The organism is Streptomyces sp. NPDC007025, assembly GCF_042869455.1.
Taxonomy (GTDB): domain Bacteria; phylum Actinomycetota; class Actinomycetes; order Streptomycetales; family Streptomycetaceae; genus Streptomyces.
The window spans coordinates 394,021-410,708 of the sequence record NZ_JBIAFT010000005.1; the positions used below are offsets into that span (position 1 = coordinate 394,021).

Annotated in this window: 14 protein-coding genes and 1 pseudogene; 5 read left to right on the forward strand and 10 right to left on the reverse strand. The window is 71.6% G+C overall.

All coding sequences use genetic code 11. From position 1 onward, the window contains the following. Nucleotides 1–15: 15 nt before the first annotated feature. Together ACFYMO_RS12800 and ACFYMO_RS12805 are read right to left on the reverse strand one after the other, a co-directional pair. On the reverse strand, nt 16–543 hold the full coding sequence (locus tag ACFYMO_RS12800) for a GNAT family N-acetyltransferase (RefSeq protein WP_366773299.1): 528 nt from the start codon (nt 541–543) through the stop codon (nt 16–18). After that, the gene (locus ACFYMO_RS12805; protein WP_388546197.1) at nt 540–1,805 is read right to left on the reverse strand and encodes an XRE family transcriptional regulator; all 1,266 of its coding nucleotides are present in this window, start codon (nt 1,803–1,805) and stop codon (nt 540–542) included. The genes ACFYMO_RS12800 and ACFYMO_RS12805 overlap by 4 nt, the downstream gene beginning before the upstream one ends. A 215-nt stretch (nt 1,806–2,020) precedes the next feature. Between ACFYMO_RS12805 and ACFYMO_RS12810 the strand changes: the two are divergent. Next, nucleotides 2,021–2,429, forward strand: a pseudogene (locus ACFYMO_RS12810) (ATP-binding protein). 196 nt (nt 2,430–2,625) lie between these two features. Here the strand turns inward: ACFYMO_RS12810 and ACFYMO_RS12815 are convergent. After that, nucleotides 2,626–3,456, reverse strand: coding sequence for a DUF1963 domain-containing protein (locus tag ACFYMO_RS12815; protein WP_388546055.1), 831 nt, complete (start codon nt 3,454–3,456; stop codon nt 2,626–2,628). 140 nt (nt 3,457–3,596) lie between these two features. On the opposite strand from ACFYMO_RS12815, the gene ACFYMO_RS12820 reads away from it, so the two are divergent. Both ACFYMO_RS12820 and ACFYMO_RS12825 read left to right on the forward strand, forming a co-directional pair. Then, entirely contained in the window at nt 3,597–4,226 is a 630-nt protein-coding gene (locus ACFYMO_RS12820) for a winged helix-turn-helix domain-containing protein (protein ID WP_388546057.1), read from the forward strand. Between the two features lie 95 nt (nt 4,227–4,321). Further along, nucleotides 4,322–5,143 carry a TetR/AcrR family transcriptional regulator C-terminal domain-containing protein gene (locus ACFYMO_RS12825; RefSeq protein ID WP_366773297.1) on the forward strand — a complete coding sequence of 274 codons (822 nt, stop codon included), beginning with the start codon at nt 4,322–4,324 and terminating at the stop codon, nt 5,141–5,143. Nucleotides 5,144–5,210: 67 nt separating this feature from the next. Here ACFYMO_RS12825 and ACFYMO_RS12830 read toward each other — a convergent pair whose 3' ends face one another. From ACFYMO_RS12830 to ACFYMO_RS12840, 3 genes are all read right to left on the reverse strand, one after another. Next, nucleotides 5,211–6,161, reverse strand: a complete 951-nt coding sequence (locus ACFYMO_RS12830; protein WP_366773296.1) for a YceI family protein — start codon at nt 6,159–6,161, stop codon at nt 5,211–5,213. 296 nt (nt 6,162–6,457) lie between these two features. Further along, nucleotides 6,458–9,178 carry an MFS transporter gene (locus tag ACFYMO_RS12835; RefSeq protein WP_388546061.1) on the reverse strand — a complete coding sequence of 907 codons (2,721 nt, stop codon included), beginning with the start codon at nt 9,176–9,178 and terminating at the stop codon, nt 6,458–6,460. A gap of 11 nt (nt 9,179–9,189) precedes the next feature. Further along, nucleotides 9,190–9,669, reverse strand: a complete 480-nt coding sequence (locus tag ACFYMO_RS12840) for a MarR family transcriptional regulator (protein ID WP_366773295.1) — start codon at nt 9,667–9,669, stop codon at nt 9,190–9,192. 316 nt (nt 9,670–9,985) lie between these two features. Between ACFYMO_RS12840 and ACFYMO_RS12845 the strand changes: the two genes are divergently transcribed. Further along, nucleotides 9,986–10,207, forward strand: a complete 222-nt coding sequence (locus ACFYMO_RS12845; protein ID WP_366773294.1) for a hypothetical protein — start codon at nt 9,986–9,988, stop codon at nt 10,205–10,207. Nucleotides 10,208–10,997: 790 nt separating this feature from the next. On the opposite strand, the gene ACFYMO_RS12850 is transcribed toward ACFYMO_RS12845, so the two are convergent. The 4 genes from ACFYMO_RS12850 to ACFYMO_RS12865 form a co-directional block, all read right to left on the reverse strand. Next, on the reverse strand, nt 10,998–11,975 hold the full coding sequence (locus ACFYMO_RS12850) for an RNA polymerase sigma factor SigF (protein WP_366773293.1): 978 nt from the start codon (nt 11,973–11,975) through the stop codon (nt 10,998–11,000). 199 nt (nt 11,976–12,174) lie between these two features. Next, on the reverse strand, nt 12,175–13,020 hold the full coding sequence (locus ACFYMO_RS12855) for an RNA polymerase sigma factor SigF (protein WP_366773292.1): 846 nt from the start codon (nt 13,018–13,020) through the stop codon (nt 12,175–12,177). A 361-nt stretch (nt 13,021–13,381) separates the two neighbouring features. Then, nucleotides 13,382–13,546, reverse strand: a complete 165-nt coding sequence (locus ACFYMO_RS12860; RefSeq protein ID WP_366773291.1) for a hypothetical protein — start codon at nt 13,544–13,546, stop codon at nt 13,382–13,384. Between the two features lie 583 nt (nt 13,547–14,129). Further along, complete coding sequence (locus ACFYMO_RS12865) at nt 14,130–15,077, reverse strand: NADP-dependent oxidoreductase (protein ID WP_366773290.1); 948 nt, start codon at nt 15,075–15,077, stop codon at nt 14,130–14,132. Nucleotides 15,078–15,766: 689 nt separating this feature from the next. Between ACFYMO_RS12865 and ACFYMO_RS12870 the strand changes: the two genes are divergently transcribed. Further along, nucleotides 15,767–16,657: an MFS transporter gene (locus ACFYMO_RS12870; protein ID WP_388546067.1), complete on the forward strand. Its 891-nt coding sequence runs from the start codon at nt 15,767–15,769 to the stop codon at nt 16,655–16,657. Nucleotides 16,658–16,688 lie beyond the last annotated feature (31 nt).

A 16,688-nucleotide genomic window follows, 5' to 3' on the forward strand; every position in this document is an offset into this window, starting at 1 on the left:
AAACGCCTCAAGGGGTCAGTCCAGCGGTAGGTTCGCGATCATCACCGCGTACACGGGAGAGTCGGGGAACGGCTGGTCCTCCCCCACCTTTCGGTACCCCCACGACGTGTAGAGCGCTTCCACCTTCGGATGTGTCACGTCGACCAGCAGCGCGGCCAATGCCTCGTCGCGGGCGTCCATGAGCGCCCGGTGCAGTTGCTCGGCGGTGCCTGTCTTCCTCCATGGCTCACGCACCATCAGTTCGGAGAAGTGGAAGGTGCGCGGCATCTCCGGTGCCGGGTCCAGGTGCTCCCTCCACCACTCGCGGCCTTCCGGACCGGGGGCGCCGTAGGTGAAGCCCGCGGGCTCGTCCCCGTCGTAGGCGATCACGCACGCGAAGCCCGGATTGCTGCCCCAGTGATCGACGAACCAGGGGAACTTCTGCCGGAACTCGTCGTCAGCCATCCGCTCGGCGTGGACGTCCGCGTGTACGTCGATCAACGTCTGCCGGATCTCCGAGAGGTCGTCGTGGCCGTAGTGTCGCAGCTCCAGAGCTGAGGTCATCGAGCCTGGCTCCATTCTGATCGGTAGCGGTCCTTCCACTCCCGCGCGGTACTGGAGCCCGGTGCGAGGGTGGTCAAGTCGCGGTAGAAGCCTCCGAGGTAGGAGCGCATCCGGCCGGGGAGGGTGGTGCCGTCCATCAGGACGAACACCTGGTCGGCGGTGCCGCACGCCTGGTCCACATCGCGTTGATGAAGCTGAGCCGTAGCGAGCTGGAGGGTGGTCAGCGCGCGGTTCCGACGGTAGTGCTGCGGGATGGCTGAGAGGGCACAGTGCGAGGCTGCCTCTGCGCCCGCCGGGTCCCCGGTTTCGTCTCGGACGATAGCGGTGATGGCAAGCAGCTCGGCCGGCCCGTAGAAGGCCACCCATGACGGCCGGGCTTCCTCCGAGGACGCCTTCGTCAGCGCCTCTTGCGCGTACCCGAGGGAGCGCAGGGCGCCCCGCCGGTCCCCGGCGCTGGAATGCCCGATGGCTGTACGGGCCTGCGCGAGCGAGGCGAACAGCGGGTCCCGGCGTGTCACGGCGGTTGCCTGTGCGGCCTGTCCTGCGTCCACAGCCTGTGAGAACTCTCCGCGATGCAGGGCGAGCATGGCGTGTGAGTTCCATACGCGCAGTTCCGCTACGGGATCCTTCGCCATGCCCGCCAGGTAGAGCGCCCGGTTCAGGTGACTGAGGGCACGGGCGCTCCGGCGGGCGTCCACGGCCGACCATGCCGCCGACGCGGTGTAGTTCGCTCCCACGCTGAAGAGGCGCTGCCGGATGCGCTGCGAGGCGGCCCGCTTCTGCAACTCCAGCGCCTCGGCGGCACCGGCGAGCGCGGCCCGCTCCAGTGCTTCGTGCCCGCCTTTGGCGGCGTCCAGGGCCGTCAGGGTGTCCAGGCCGTTGCGCAGCCGGATCACGTCGGTGGTGCCGACCGAGTGTGGCCGGGCGGCCACAAAGGGCACGGCGGCGGCGGTCGTGCCGGTGGCCGCGGTGAGGAAGTTCCTGCGGTGCACAGGGTCCTCCGTCCTGGTAGAGCTTCGTCGACCTGATGGGAGCCGGAACCCGAGGTCCTCGGCGCTACGGCCGAAAGCGGCTTCCAAGGCTTCGCGCTGTCGGGGGTGCGGCCAGCGAGTCTTCCCGGTCAGCCAGTGGCGCACCGTGCGGTCGCTCACGGTGCCTTCCCGGCCGAGGGACCGAAGGTAGTCGTTCACGGCTTCTGCCAACTCGACCTGTGTGAAACCCGCTTCATCGAGGGCGTCCGCCAGGTGTTTGTTCGCCTCCACGGCTTCAAGGTAGCGAGACAGCAGGATGGCCGGGCTGGAGCGGGCGCGAAATTTCCGGTCGATCACGCTGTACGGCAGCCCGATGTTTCCTCACGTGCTGTCACAGCCCGTCGTTCACTGGGTGCAGGCCGCTACCGGAGGGACCGTGCGGCCGCTGGCGTGGCCCGTTCCCGTCGGGGTGGGCCTCACCTCCCGCCCATCGACGAGGGGTCCAGATGACCGCGACCACCACATCCCGACCGACCGGGCACCCCGGCTACAGCGAGACCCTGCCGCGCGAGCCCGAGAGCGCCGCCAGAGCCCGGCGCCTGGTCCGAGCCGCCTGCACCGCATGGGCACTGGAGGCTGTGGCCGACGACGCCGCCTTGGTCGTCTCCGAGCTGGTGGCCCGTGCAGCATGCTCGGCGTGAGTCGATCCGTGTGGTGGTGGAGCGGACCGGCCTGCGGACGGTGCGGGTTGCCGTTGCGGACTTCTCCCGGGCGCGGCCCGTGGCACGCGCGGTGGGCGAGGGGGACGAAGACGGGCGGGGGCTCGCGCTCGTGGAGGAGCTCGCGGTCGGCTGGGGCGCGGACGAGCGGCGGTGGGGGAAGGTCGTGTGGGCGGAACTTCAGGCACGGGGATGAGCAGCGTGAAGCCTGGGCCCTGGGGCGTGCTCCGGCCCGTGGGCAGGGCGTCCCGCGGTGCGGGCAGTTGCGGGGCGCGGGCGGGCGTGCGTCGGCTGGGTGCGCCGCGGCTCCGGCTGGGCGGGCGAGGGGGACCCTCTGGCGTCGTATGGCAGACGTATGCGGCAAGCGCGGTGGGCGGCCGGTCAGGGGGCGGTCAGGGGGCGAAGAACATGGAGACGTCCGTCCGGTCGAAGCGGCGGGCCGCCACGTCCTGCCTGGCGATGGACCAGTGGACCACCGCGCTCTCCCAGTCGTCGATGTCCGGCTGCCATTGGGCCCGGAGCACCCAGTCCTCCGGCCGCGCGACGTCGACATGCGCTGGGTGGTCCGCTGCCGCGGCACGGGCTGCGGCCTGGACGGGGTCCAGTTCGCCGTACGCGTCCATGGCGTAGCCGTCGAGCTGTATCTGCGACCACTTGGTGAGGTGCAGATCCGCGCCCCGCACCTGGCGCCATGCCTCGCGCAGTTCTCCGGCGTATGGATGTTCGGCGGGGTCGACGAGCGAGTCGTGGTCCGGCAGGGAGATGTCGTGGCGCAGCCGCAGCTCTCCCATGCGGAGCAACTGCGCGTCCAGTTCGGCGAACACGTCGCTCGCGCTGTGGTCGCGTTCCACGTGACGTTCCTCCACGGGTGTGTCGGCGGGGAGGTGTATCGCCGTGCCGTGTGTGTCCAGCGCGTCGGGATGGGCGCACAGCAGGAGCCGGCCCTCGTGCGGCAGCGGGAGGCGCGTCGCGTCCGTGGGGAGCGCGGCGAGATCCAGGGACGCGATGAGGTGCAACTCGTCCAGGTGCTCCGGACCGGGGGCGCCGACGGGAAGCGTCAGCGGACCGCCGAAGCGGCCCACGACCGGGCCGTCCACGTGCGGTGACAGCGTCGCGCACGGACGCGCGGTCGCCAGCCACCGCTCCACGTCGGCGGGCGGCACATCGCGCGCGAACGCCTCCTGCCGGAACCGGTCCAGTTTCTCCAGGATCTCGGGCTTCATAGGAGGAATGTAGGGCCGTGGTACGACACTCACTTCTGCCCTCCCCGGCCGGCCGGCTGAGGGGCCGGGCCCGAGTGTTTCTCAGGCAATTCACATGCGGCGGCAAGCTCCCTCTCACTCCCGCGCCCGAAGGTGAACCCATGATGCGGAGTGGAGCGAGTGCGGTGCCGGTGCCGGTGCAGCCACCGGCACCGCAGCGGGCCGGGACGAGGAAGCAGGCGCGGGCGGAGGGAGCCGGGTGCTCCGAGGGGGCGCCACCGGAGGCCGGGCGTGCCCCGCGGGAGCGACGTGCCCTGCGGGAGCCCGGCATCCCGCGGCAGCGAACCGCCCCGCGTACGCACGCACCCCCGCGGGAGCAGGCAGCCCCGCAGCAGCGGAACCCTCCGCAGCGGCACCCGGCCCGGCGGGAGGCGGCGCGGATGCTGGTCGTCGGGGATCTGGCGCTGGACGAGGAGAAGCGCAGGGCACGGCGTGGCGGGGCGTGGATCCGGCTGACCGCGACGGAGTTCGAGTTGCTGCGCTTCCTGATGCGCAACCCGGGCAGAGTGCTCAGCAAGGCGCAGATCCTCGACCGGGTGTGGAACTACGACGTGAGCCGCCGGGTCAACCTGGTCGAGATCTACATCTCGTACGTGCGACGGAAGATCGACACGGGCGGGCAGCCACTGATCCACACGCGGCGGGGGGCGGGCTATGTCTTCAAACCCGGCGAGTCCGTCATACCGGCGTACCGGTCGCCGAAGGCGGATGAAGGGTCGGATACGGATTAACATCGAGGGGTGACGGTCCGTGCTGTTCTCGGCCGTTGCCGCCCCGTTCCGTCTTCCGACCGGCCCGTGGGGCCGGCCCCCAAGGAGCGCGTGCCATGAGCGACGGCAGCCGCACGAGCCGGATGCGCAGGACCAGCGTGTGGTTGGAGGAGCGGACGGAGAACCGCCGCAGAGCCACCGGGAGCGGCCAGGCCGAGGGGCTGGACCGGGAGAAGATCACGGCGGCTGCCGTACGGCTGCTGGACACCGAGGGGCTGGCGAAGTTCTCCATGCGCCGCCTGGCGGCCCGTCTGGGCGTCACCGCGATGTCCGTGTACTGGTACGTGGACCGCAAGGACGACCTGCTCGAACTGGCGCTGGACGCCGTCGAGGGGGAACTGGAGGTGCCGGACGCGGATGCTGCCGGGGCGGACTGGCGCGAGCAGCTGCGGCAGTCGGCCTACGCGCTGCGCGGGCTGCTGCACCGTCACCCGTGGGCGTCGGGGACGCTGGGCAGCTTCCTGAACGTCGGGCCGAGCGCGATGTCCTTCCAACTGGGGGTGCGGCGCGTGCTGCTGCGCTCCGGGTTGTCCGAGCAGCAGGCCGACGGGGCGCTGGCGGCGCTGTTCTCGTTCGTCTACGGGCACGCCGCGGTGGATGCCAGTTGGCAGCGCCGGTGCAGTGAGGCGGGCGTCAGCTCGCAGGACTGCGTCGACGCGCTGCGCTCGACGGTCGGTGCGCGCCCCGAGTACGCGGAGTGCGGAGCGGGCCTGCGCGGAGAGGCCGTACGCCCGGTGGAGCAGCGGGATTTCGGCGTCGCGCTGGGCTGCGTGATCGCGGGTATCGAGGCCATGGCGCGGTACGGGCGCGGCCCGGCCCCGCAGGACCGGGTCGCGCCCGTGATTCCGCCCCAGCCTCCGGCTCCCGAGGACCGCTGAACCGCAGGAGTGGGCGCCGAGCGCCGGGGGACCGCCCTCGGCGCCTCCCGAGGCCGGGCAACCGGTCTCAGAACGGCAGCGATTCCCCCTGTACCGCCTGGATGTCCAGGTCCACCTTCAGGGTGGTTCCGACAGCGGCGATCCCGGCGGCGACGACCTGGTTGTAGTTCATCGCGAAGTCCGAGCGCCGCAGTTCGGCCGTGGCGCGGAAGGCGGCGCGCAGGCCGCCCCAGGGGTCGGGGCCGCTGCCCAGGTAGCTGAGGTCCAGGTCCACCTCGCGCACGACGCCGTGCATCTCGAGACGGCCGTGCACCGTCCACCGGTCCGGTCCGGCCGTGTCGATGCCGGTGCTCCGGTAGGTGAGGTCCGGGTGGTTCTCGACGTCGAGGAAGTCGCCCGAGCGCAGGTGCTGGTCGCGCATGGCGTTGCCGGTGTCGATGGACTCCGCCTTGATGACGGCTTCGACGGACGACTTCTCCGCGTCCTGTGCGATCTCGATGCGGCCGCCGAATTCGGTGAAGCGGCCGTGCACGCTGGTCATCCCCAGGTGTTGGGCGCTCGCGGCCACGGTGGAGTGCATCGGGTCGATGGTCCACGGCCCCGGTGGCGGCAGCTCGACGCCGCCCTGCCTGGCCAGTACCACCGCCCCCAGGTCCGCGCGCCCGGAGGCGGTGACCATCGCCGTGGAGGCGGCGGGCGCGTAGCCCACGGCTGTGGCGATGACCGTGTACGCGCCCTGCGGCAGCGGCTGCCCGCTGCGTACGACGCCGTGTTCGTCGGCCTCGACGCGCAGCACCTGGGCCCCCGTCATGTCGGTGACGGTGAGCACCGCGTGCTGCACCGCCCATCCGTCCCGGGTGCGCACCCGGGCCCGTACCCCGCCACTCGCGGCCCCGGCCCCGGTCTCGGCCACCGCTGCGGAATCGGTCCCGGCCCGGGCTCCGGTACCGCCGTCGGCCCCGTTGCCGGTGACGCCGTCGGCCGCACCCGGGTCCGTTCCGTCTGCCCCGCCTGTCATCTTTCTCCCAGCTCTCTCTCACCTGCGACGGCGGGCCCCGGCGACGTACACGCCGGTTCCCCGGTGTCGTTCACCACGGCCCCTCGGGCGAAGACGGACCGTGGCCTGATGGCCTGATGGCCGCGCAGCCTCACGGCCTCAACAGCCTCATGGATGACGGGCCCCGGCGTCCCGGCGGCGGGCCGTCCCTTGCCCGCGCTCGCGCAGCGCGCTGATCCGGGCCGCCGGGGCCCTTCCCCGAACCGGACCCGGCGGCGCGTGCTCCGCTCGTCTCACGCGCCGCCAGGACCGGGGGGTCATTCGTCCGGGTGGTGCAACTCGATGTCGTATGCGTCCACTCCGGGCCCGGTCAGATGCAGGGCGTTCGCCTGGGGCGGGTAGCCGCCGGCGATGACCGAGTAGTCGCCCGCGTCCAGGTCGGAGAAGGCGTAGGCGCCGTCCTCACCGGTGGTGGACGTGGCGATGACGTTGCCGGCCGCGTCGACGAGCGTGACCCGCGCGTCGGGCAGCGGCCTGCGCGTGCTCCCGGCGCGGACGGTGCCGGTCACCCGGGCGCCCGCGGCCAGGTCGACGTCCAGCCGGGTGGTGCCCTGGCCCTGCACCTCGACCGGGAGCGCGGTGGGCCGGTGGCCGGGTGCGTTCACGGCGACCGTGAAGCTGCCGGTGACCAGTTCGTCGAACCGGTACTCGCCCGTCTCGCCGGTGACTCCGGTGGCGAGCACCTCGCCGCGGACATCCGTGACGACGACCATCGCGCCCTGTACGGGGGCGCCGTCGGCCCGGCCGCGGACCTGGCCCGAGAGGCCGCTGGTGCCCGAGAGCAGCAGGTCGTGGCTGAGCGGTTCCTCGCCGACCACGACCGTGGACGCCTGCGGCTGGTGGCCGTCGGCGGCCGCGATCAGCACGTAGGAGCCGGCTCCGGGCGCGTCCAGTCCGTAGGAGCCGTCCGCGTGGGCGACGGAGCGGCCGAGCTGCCGCCCGCTGAGCGAGATCAGGGTGACGGCCGCACGGGCGACGCCGATGCCCTCCGCGTTGCGGACGGTGCCGTAGACGCCGTAGCCGCTGGTCGGCATCGGTGCCGGGGGCTGTGCTGTGGCCATGGCCGCGTACTCCCTGAGCTGCTGGGAGTCGCCCCCCGCTGCGGCGCCCGCGGGTGCCCAGGCGGGGGCGGCTGCCGCGGAGTCCTGCGGCACGGCAGGGTCGGACGGTGCGTCTCCGCGGGCCGCCCCGGCCACCGCCGCGGCCGGAACGGGGGCCTCGACCGCCCGGATGGGGTCCGCGACCGCGTCGGCGGGGTGTTCCGCCGCCGCGGCGGCGTCCTCGTCCGCGCTCGCCTGGTTCGCGGACGTGGTCCGCAGCGGGACCTCCCGGATGAACAGCACGCACACCAGCGCCAGCAGTGCGACCGGCGCGGCGTACAGGTAGATGTCACCGATGCCGTGCCCGTAGGCGCTCTCGACGACGCTACGGACCGGCGGGGGCAGTTCGTCCAGGTCCGGCAGGGCGCTGCCGCCACCGCCGGTGGCGCCGCCCGGGTTGATGCCGAGCTTGGCGAAGCCGTCCTCGATGTAGTGGGTGATCCGGTTGGAGAGCACCGCTCCGAGTGCGGAGACGCCGACCGCGCCGCCCAGGGAACGGAAGAAGTTGACCGTGGAGCTGGCGGCCCCGAGGTCGTTCGCCGCCACCTGGTTCTGGGTGGCGAGCACCAGGTTCTGCATCATCATGCCGACGCCGAGGCCGAGCAGCGCCATGAAGATCGCCATGTGCCAGTACTCGGTGTCGTACCGCAGCGTGCCCAGCAGGCCCATGCCCGCCGCCATCAGCACGCCGCCGGAGACCAGGAACTTCTTCCACTTGCCCGTCCGGGTGATGACCTGCCCGGAGATGGTGGTGGAGACGAACAGTCCGCCGATCATCGGGATCGTCATGACGCCGGCCATCGTGGGGGACTTCCCCCGGGCGAGCTGGAAGTACTGGCTGAGGAAGACCGTCGCGCCGAACATCGCGATACCGACGAAGAGCGAGGCGACCGCGGCCAGCGTGATGGTGCTGTTGCGGAACAGCCGCAGCGGGATGATGGGCTCCTTGGCCTTCGACTCGACGAGTACGAAGATCAGGCCCAGCACGATCGATCCGCCGACCATCGTGTAGGTCTGCCAGGACAGCCAGTCGTACTTGTCCCCGGCGAAGGTGACCCACAGCAGCAGGGTGCAGGCGGCGGCGGCGATGAAGAACGCGCCCGCCCAGTCCACCTTGACGCCCGGCCGCTTGACGACGGGCAGGTGCAGGGTCTTCTGCAGGACGATCAGCGCGATGACGGCGAACGGGACGCCGACGTAGAAGCACCAGCGCCAGCCGAGCCAGCTCGTGTCGGTGATCACGCCGCCGAGCAGCGGGCCGCCGACGGTGGCGATCGCGAAGGTGGCGCCGAGGTAGCCGCTGTAGCGGCCGCGCTCCCGGGGGGAGATCATCGCGGCCATGATGATCTGGGCGAGGGCCGAGAGCCCGCCCATGCCGATGCCCTGCGCGACCCGGAAGGAGATCAGCGTCCCCGGGTTCTGCGACAGGCCGGCTCCGGCCGAGGCCAGCACGAAGACGATCAGGGCTATCTGCACCAGCAGCTTCTTGCTGGTGAGGTCGGCGAGCTTGCCCCAGAGCGGGGTCGACGCGGTCATCGCCAGCAGCGACGCGGTCACGACCCAGGTGTAGGAGCTCTGGCTGCCGTTCAGATCAGAGATGATCCTGGGCAGTGCGGTGGAGACGATCGTCGACGACAGGATGGCGACGAACATACCGAGCAGCAGCCCGGAGAGCGCCTCCATGATCTGCCGGTGCGTCATCGGTGCCGTGCGCTCGGCTGCCGTCGCGGTGGTGCCCGCCGCCGCGGCCGACTCGGCCCCGGCGGTCTGGATGCGGCCGGACGACGCGGCGTGCGCCGCGTGCCGGGCCCCACCGCCGGCTCCCGGCGCGGCGTCGCGGGACCCCCCAGCCGGCGGCTGGGATCGGGTTGTTGCCATTCGGCGTCCTTCTAACTCGGTGGTGCGGTCGGTGTTGTCTCGTGGGGCGTCCCGCCGCGGGCGCGGCAGTCCCCGAAGCTGGTACGGAGCCGGCTGAGCAGGGTGTTGAGCCGGGCGACGTCCTCGTCGCTCCAGTCCTGCAGGTGGCAGGCGAACGCCTCGACGAGATGCGTGGTGAGGTCCGCGAGGAACCGTTCGCCGCTCTCGTTGATCCGCAGCAGTCGGGACCTGCCGTCCTGCGGATCGGGGCGGCGCTCGATCCAGCCGCGGTCGGCGACGTGGGTGACGTGTCTGCTGGTGACCGACATGTCGATCGCCATCAGCTCGGCCAGTCTGCTGGTGCGCATCTCCCCGTGCTTGTCCAGGAGCGCCAGGACGGCCGCCGAGGCGGGTGGGCACTCCGGGGGGAGGCCGCGCGCCATCTCTCGTTTGACGGCGCCGATGGCGCTGATCTGCCGGGCCAGCTCCTCGTACTGACTGCGTTCGGCCATCTGCACCTCAGATACTTGTTGCTTAGGGCAACCATAAGGATGGTTGGTTGCTGTAGGCAAATTGATTTCGGACAACCCAGGCAAACGCTTGGTAAAGAGTGTGTGTGCTCCCGGTGTGCGCCCCCGGGGTACGGGCTGAGCTGCTGTAGTGGACCGACTCTCCGGTACGGAGCGCGGTCGACTGTGTACAGGAAGTCCGGAAGAGGATGTAGAGGAGGGCGGGATGGCCGCCGGTGGGCCGGGTGTGAGCGAGTGCACAGTGTCTGCCCCGGTGCGGCTGTGCCATCCGGGGGAGGGTTCGCTAGGGTCCTGGGGCATGGCTCACAACCCGCAGGCGCCGCAGGGTCCCGATGGACAGGGACACGACCCGGCCGGCAGCACGCAGATGTTCCGCGCCTTCGTCGACGAGGGCAGCCCCCGGCCCGGCAGCAGGCAGGCGGCCGCACCGGCCCCCGCGGGTCCCCGGATCGGTCTGATCGTCGGCGTCGTCGTCGCGCTCGTCGTACTCGCCGGTGTCGCCTGGCTCGCCTTCTCCTGACGGACCGACCTCGCCTTCCCCTGGCGGGCTGACCGACGGACTGGCGGCGCAACGCCCGCACGGCGAAGGCGCCCTGACGGCGCGGATGCCCTGACGGGGTGACGGCGTGACGCCGACTGGCGCCCTGTGAGGTGCCGACGGTGTGACGCCTGACGCGTCGGCACCGTCCGGCGCGCTCTGTGAAGTACTGGTGGTGTGCGGCCTTCTGACGACCTGACGCCTTCGCCGGGGGCCGGAGGGTGATGTGTCCGACGGTCCGGACCTGACGCCCCGACGGCACCGGCGGTTCGGGCGGTCCCGCCCGACTCCGGTCCCGCCCGGCTCCGGTCCCGGCAGGCTCGGGTGCCCGGTCCGAGCCCGTATCCCGCTACTGCCAGCCGGTGAGCCGGACCTCGCGAGTCTCGATGTGCATGCCAAGCGGCACGCGCCCGAGACGGACGAGAGCCGCCGAGGCGGCTATCCCGCTGCCTCGACGGCTTCGTGTCGTGCTCCCCTGGGTCCGCAGGGCGTCAATGGTACTGACGCCCTGTCAGAAGTGCGGCCACTGTCGGCGGTTCCAGGTGTCCCTTCCGCGGTGCTTCTCGTCGCCCCGGTCCCTCTTGGTGCCCCTCTCCGCGTTCCGGCGACTCGCCTCCCCGACATCCCCGCAGGTGTGCCGCGAGAAGTGCGTCGCGGTCCTGCTGCCGGGGGCACGGTCGAGATGTCCGTCGATGTGTTCGTCGATGTCTTCGCAGGTGTCCCGGTCGATGTCCCTGCCGGTGTCCCCCGTGCCACTCCGCCCCCGTTCCGGTCAGTCCTCCGCGATCAGCCCTTCGCGCAACTGTGCGAGCGTGCGCGTCAGCAGCCGGGAGACATGCATCTGGGAGATGCCGACCTCCTCGCCGATCTGTGACTGCGTCATGTTCGCGAAGAAGCGCAGCATGATGATCTGGCGCTCCCGCGGCGGGAGCTTGGCCAGCAGCGGCTTGAGGGACTCCCGGTACTCGACGCCCTCCAGCGCGCTGTCCTCGTAGCCCAGCCGGTCCGCGAGCGAGCCCTCGCCGCCGTCCTCCTCCAGCGCCGGGGAGTCCAGCGAGGAGGCGGTGTAGGCGTTGCCGACGGCCAGCCCGTCGACCACGTCCTCCTCGGAGACGCCGAGGCAGGTCGCGAGTTCGGTCACGGTCGGGGAGCGGTCCAGGGTCTGGGACAGCTCGTCGCTCGCCTTCGTCAGCGCCAGCCGCAGCTCCTGGAGGCGCCTGGGCACCCGCACGGACCACGAGGTGTCGCGGAAGAAGCGCTTGATCTCCCCGACGACCGTCGGCATCGCGAACGTGGGGAACTCCACGCCGCGTTCGCAGTCGAAGCGGTCGATCGCCTTGATCAGACCGATGGTGCCGACCTGGACGATGTCCTCCATCGGCTCGTTCCTGCTGCGGAAGCGGGCCGCGGCGTAGCGGACGAGCGGCAGGTTCAGTTCGATGAGGGTGTCACGTACATACATCCGCTCCGCGGTGTTGGCCGCGCCCGGGGAGTCGGCCGCCGCCCTGTCCAGCGCGGCGAGGCGCTGGAAGAGGGAGCGGGACAGGGTGCGGGTGTCGAGCGTGTCGCTGCCCGGCAACGCCGTGGCGGCTCCGGCGAGCTCCGCCGGCGCCTCCGCCGCGAGGTCGTCCGGCGCCACTTCGTCGAGCATCGGTGGCACACTGCCGGGCTCGGCGGGCCCGGGAGGTGCCCCCGGGGTCGGGGACGTGTTCTCGGCGAGCACCTTGGAGCTGCCCAGTTCTACGGACATGCCACCCCCTTGAGGTCGCGGACGGTCGCTGCGGCGCCCTCGGCTCGGAGAGAAGCACCTCCCCCTCCATACCGGGCACGCCACTGCGGCAAACGCAGCTCTTGCAGAATGTCACAAGTAGGCAACGCGACGTAGCCTCATGTCGATAAAACTGCACAGTTGAGAGCGATGGGACAGAAGTTGACGTCGCTCGATCCGGTTACGCGTCGATCCGGTTCGCGGCGCGCAGCCGCGCGAAGCTGCGCGAGAGCAGCCGCGACACGTGCATCTGGGAGACCCCGAGCTCGGCGCTGATCTGGGACTGCGTCAGATTCCGGTAGTACCGCAGCAGCAGGATCCGCTGCTCCCGCTCGGGCAGTTGTACGAGCAGATGGCGTACGAGGTCCCGGTGTTCCACCCCGTCCAGCTCGGGGTCCTCGTAGCCGAGCCGGTCCAGCAGCCCCGGCATGCCGTCCTCGCGCTCCTGCGCGGCCTCCAGCGAGGTGGCCCGGTAGGCCCGTCCGGCCTCGATGCAGGCCAGCACCTCCTCCTCGCTGATCTTCAGCCGCTCGGCGATCTCGGCCGTGGTCGGGGACCGGCCGTGCAGCGTCGTCAGATCCTCGGTGGCGCCGCTGACCTGGACCCACATCTCGTGCAGCCGGCGCGGCACGTGCACCGTGCGCACGTTGTCCCGGAAGTAGCGCCGGATCTCGCCGACGATCGTCGGCATCGCGAAGGTCGGAAACTGCACCCCGCGGCCCGCGTCGAACCGGTCGATGGCGTTGATCAGGCCGATGGTGCCGACCTGGACCACGTCCTCCATCGGCTCGTTCCTGCTGCGGAACCGCGCAGCGACATACCGCACCAGCGGCAGATTGGCCTCGATGAGGGCGGCACGGATCCGCTCGCGCTCCGCCGTGCCGTGCTCGTGCCGGCCGAGCTGCTCGAAGAGGGACTGCGTCAGCGCCCGGGTCCGCGCGGCTCTTTCCCGCTGCGCCTCGGCGGGGGAGGGGGGCGCTTCGGCGTCGCCGGAGGGAGTCTGGGTGGGGGTACGGGTCCCGTCCACTCAGCCACCACCCCTTACGGTGCAGATCTGTCCTGGTCGATCACGTGGACCGCGTCGCATGCTGCCCTCGCTCGGCGTGCCCCTGCCGTATCACCCGCGGTGTCGGTGCGGGCACGATTCATCAGCCAAAAAGCGGTCATAGCATCACAAGACATGTGCACCGTGTGCAAGCACCGAATGACTCCGTGTTGCCTACCAGTTGCGCTGGGGCGCACGCCGGTCGCATCGCCGAGGAGGACGCAGGCCGCAGCGGCGGTCCGTGCGCCGCGGCGGGAAACGGCAGGGCGCGGCGGGACACGCCGGGGCGTGACGGGGTCCGGCGGTGTTCGCGAGCCGCGGGAGCGACGGACGGAGCGTGGGCTCAGTTGACCAGAGAGGTCATGAACCGGCCGACGCCCTGCGCGGCACTGGAGATGCCTTCGAAACCTATCTGGACCAAGCCGGCCGAGCGTTCGGGGGACGTGATGATCGTGTACAGCACGAAGACGACAAGCACATAACCCGCGATCTTCTTCGTCTGCGCCATCGCGCTGTCCCTCCCCCGGGCATTCCGACCCCCGGGTGTTCGATCATCGACACCCTGTCCACCGATGTGGCGGTGCGAGTGTAGCGGGAACAGTGAGCGGCCAGCAGGCGCAGGAGCTTCCGGGCTCTCCCGCCCCCCTGCTTCCCGGTCCGGCTCCCTCCCGCCTTCCCCCTCGCCGCCTCTCGTGGCCCCTCGGGGCCACTGTTCGCTCCTCGCCGCTCTGCTGCTCCGTCGCTGGCCTCGCGGGGCTGTGCGAGGGCATGCGGGGCCGTAGGAGGGCGTCGGAGGCTGTGCGGGAGGCGCGGGGCCCGCAGGAGACGCAGGGGAGGGCAGCGGCGGGCTTCCGGTCGGCTCACAGCTGGCCAGGGGCCCTGGGGGCAGATCCGGGCAGGCAGGCGCTCCCCCGCCGGCTCCTCCCTCCGGCCCTCCGGCTCCCTCCGGTCTCGGGAACGGGCAGGGGAAGGGAGACGATCCGGGGGAGCCGGCGGACCCCGGACGTGAGCCGGACGGCCGCAGGCGGCGCGGGTGGACGGCCGTGCGGGTGGGCGGACGCGGCGCGGGCCGGGGAGTGGCGCAGGTGGGCTCAGGTGAGGAGGACGGTCTTTCCCCGCGCGCCTCCCGCGCGGTTGCGTGCCACGGCCCCCGGCGCCTCGTCGAGCGGTACCTCGACCTCGATCGGCACGGTCAGCGGCCCGCTGTCGATCTCCTCGCCGAGCCGTTCCAGCAGCTCGGCGGAGGCCGCGAGGTGGTAGTTGATGCCTTCGATGCGGCGCCCGTGGAGGGCGTCCAGCGATGCCGCGTCCAGGGTGGAGACGGCCACGCCGCCGTCCCGGACCAGTGCCGTGTTCCGGGCGAACTCCGCGGCCGACGTCGACCCCAGGTCGACCAGCGCGTCCACGCCGCCGGGGTACTCCTCCCGGACGGCCGCAGCCAGGTCCGTCGTACGGACGTCGACGGCCGACGCCGCGCCGAAGGCGCCCATCCGGGCCCGGTCATGGCCGTGGGTGGCGGCCACCACGCGCAGTCCGCGAGCCGCCGCGAGCTGGGTGAGGAAGGTGCCGACGCCGCCCGCGGCTCCGATGATCAGCACGCTCGCGTACGAGCGCAGCGCTGCGGAATCCATGATGCCGAGTGCCGTCATCCCCGCGGTGGGGGCGCCCGCCGCGGTGGTCAGCGGGATGCTGGTGGGGGCGCGCGCGATACTGCCCGCTTCGTTGACGACCACGTACTCCGCGTACGTCCCGCCCCCCACCGGCTCGCTCACCACGTGGCCGAAGACCTGCTCACCCGGGGTGAAGCGGTACGCCTCGGGGCCGCAGCTCTCCACGGTCCCGGCGAAGTCCGCCCCCATGACGAGCGGGAAGTCGTAGGGGACCAGGCTCTCCAGCATGCCCTCGGCGATCTTCCAGTCCAGCGGGTTCAGGCCTGCCGCAACGACCCGGACCAGCACTTCGCCCTCGCCGGGCTCGGGCCGCCTCGCCTGCAGGATCTCGGGCCGCCCGTTCCGCTCCCGTACACCGACAGCACGCATCCACCGCGCCTCCCTGCTCCCCCCTGGGACCAGCGGACCTCTCTCAACGTACGACAGCACACAGCCCCCCGCAGAGCACCGGCGAATCCGGCGCGGAACGGGGTGCGGAAGCGGGGGCGAGCGGCGGCGAGCTGCCGTTCGGCGGCGCGCAGCAGGCGTCCGGCGCTGCGCGCCGTCGCGGGGTATGCAGGCGCGGGGTATGCAGGGGGTCCGGGAAAGAGGCGGGTTCTCTCCGGGCAGCGGCATTCCGCGCGAGGCGGAACCGGATCCGTACCGAATAAAGGGCGGGAACAATGCTAGTCTGCAGCCAGCAGCGTCATTGCTGACGGTCCGCAGGATGCGGACCCCGCACCTTTGTCGGAACGAAGAGCGGGGCCGCGGACGAGGACCTCCGATGGGCTCATCCCGTGCCGGGGGTGGGCCCATCATCTCGTAGGGGAACTACCACAGTTGCTCTGTCCGGACGGCGTAGTACACCGCCTGGAAGAGGCCGGCGATCGCTCGTGCGAGATCAGCGAAACGCTGCAATGTCGTCCTCGCCGGTTCAGACTTCCAGCCCGCACCGGCCATTTCTCCTCACCCCCTCTCAAAGGGAGGTTGGGATGACGATACAGCAACGCGCAAGCACATCCCGAAGAAAAACGCCATTATTGTTCCGGCGAATTGTCGAATGGCAATCCCGGCAATGCGTGAATTGCTCCCTCCGGCTCCCTCCGGCTCCCCCGCCCCCCGTCCCCCCGGGCTCCTCCGGCGGGCTCGGCGGGCTCGGCGGGTTCCGGAGGGCGTGGGCGGTCTGCAACGAGTTCTGCGGCCCCTTCGTCGGCGGTCTGCTGCTCGCTGCGGGCACGGGAGTCGCCCTCGGGGCGACCTGGGTGTCCTATCCGGCCGTCTCGTTCGTGGCGCTCCTGTTCGTCGGCCGCTTCCGCGCGGCCCGGGAGACGCCGGTGCCGGACCGGCCCGAGAGCGTCAACCGGCAGATCGCCGACGGGCTGCGCCATCTCTGGCAGCAGCAGCGCACGATGGCACTGATCCTGACCGTCCTGTGCGCCTGCTGGCGCGCCTGGCTGGCGCTGATGCCGCTGTTCGCCACCGATGCCATGGGGGTGAGTCCGCAGGGGTACGGCGCCATCCTGAGCGCGCTGGGGATCGGCGGCCTGGTCGGCGCCCTCGTCGTCACTCGGGCCAACCGGCTCCTCGGCCGCCGCCGGGTGATGTTCGCCGACCCGGTCGGCACCTTCGTGACGATGGCCGTACCGGCGCTCACCACCAGCGTCTGGGGCGTCGCCGCCGCGGCGTTCGCCGGAGGCGCCGGGGGCACGCTGTGGGCCGTCAACTTCCGGACGATCGGCCAGCACCTGGTGCCCGACAGCATGCTCGGCCGCTACAACGCCGTGAGCCGCCTTTTCAGTTGGGGTGCCATGCCGCTCGGGGCCGGACTGATGGGCCTGCTGGCCGAATGGTGCGGCGTGCGGGCGGCGTTCCTGGTGTTCGCCGCTGCGGTCGCCCTCGTCGTCCTCCCCTTCCCGCGCGTCCTGACGCCCGCCGCGCCGGCGGAGGCGTTCGGTACGGAACGCGCCTGACCGGCCGTGTCGGGGCCGGGCCGCGGAGGGC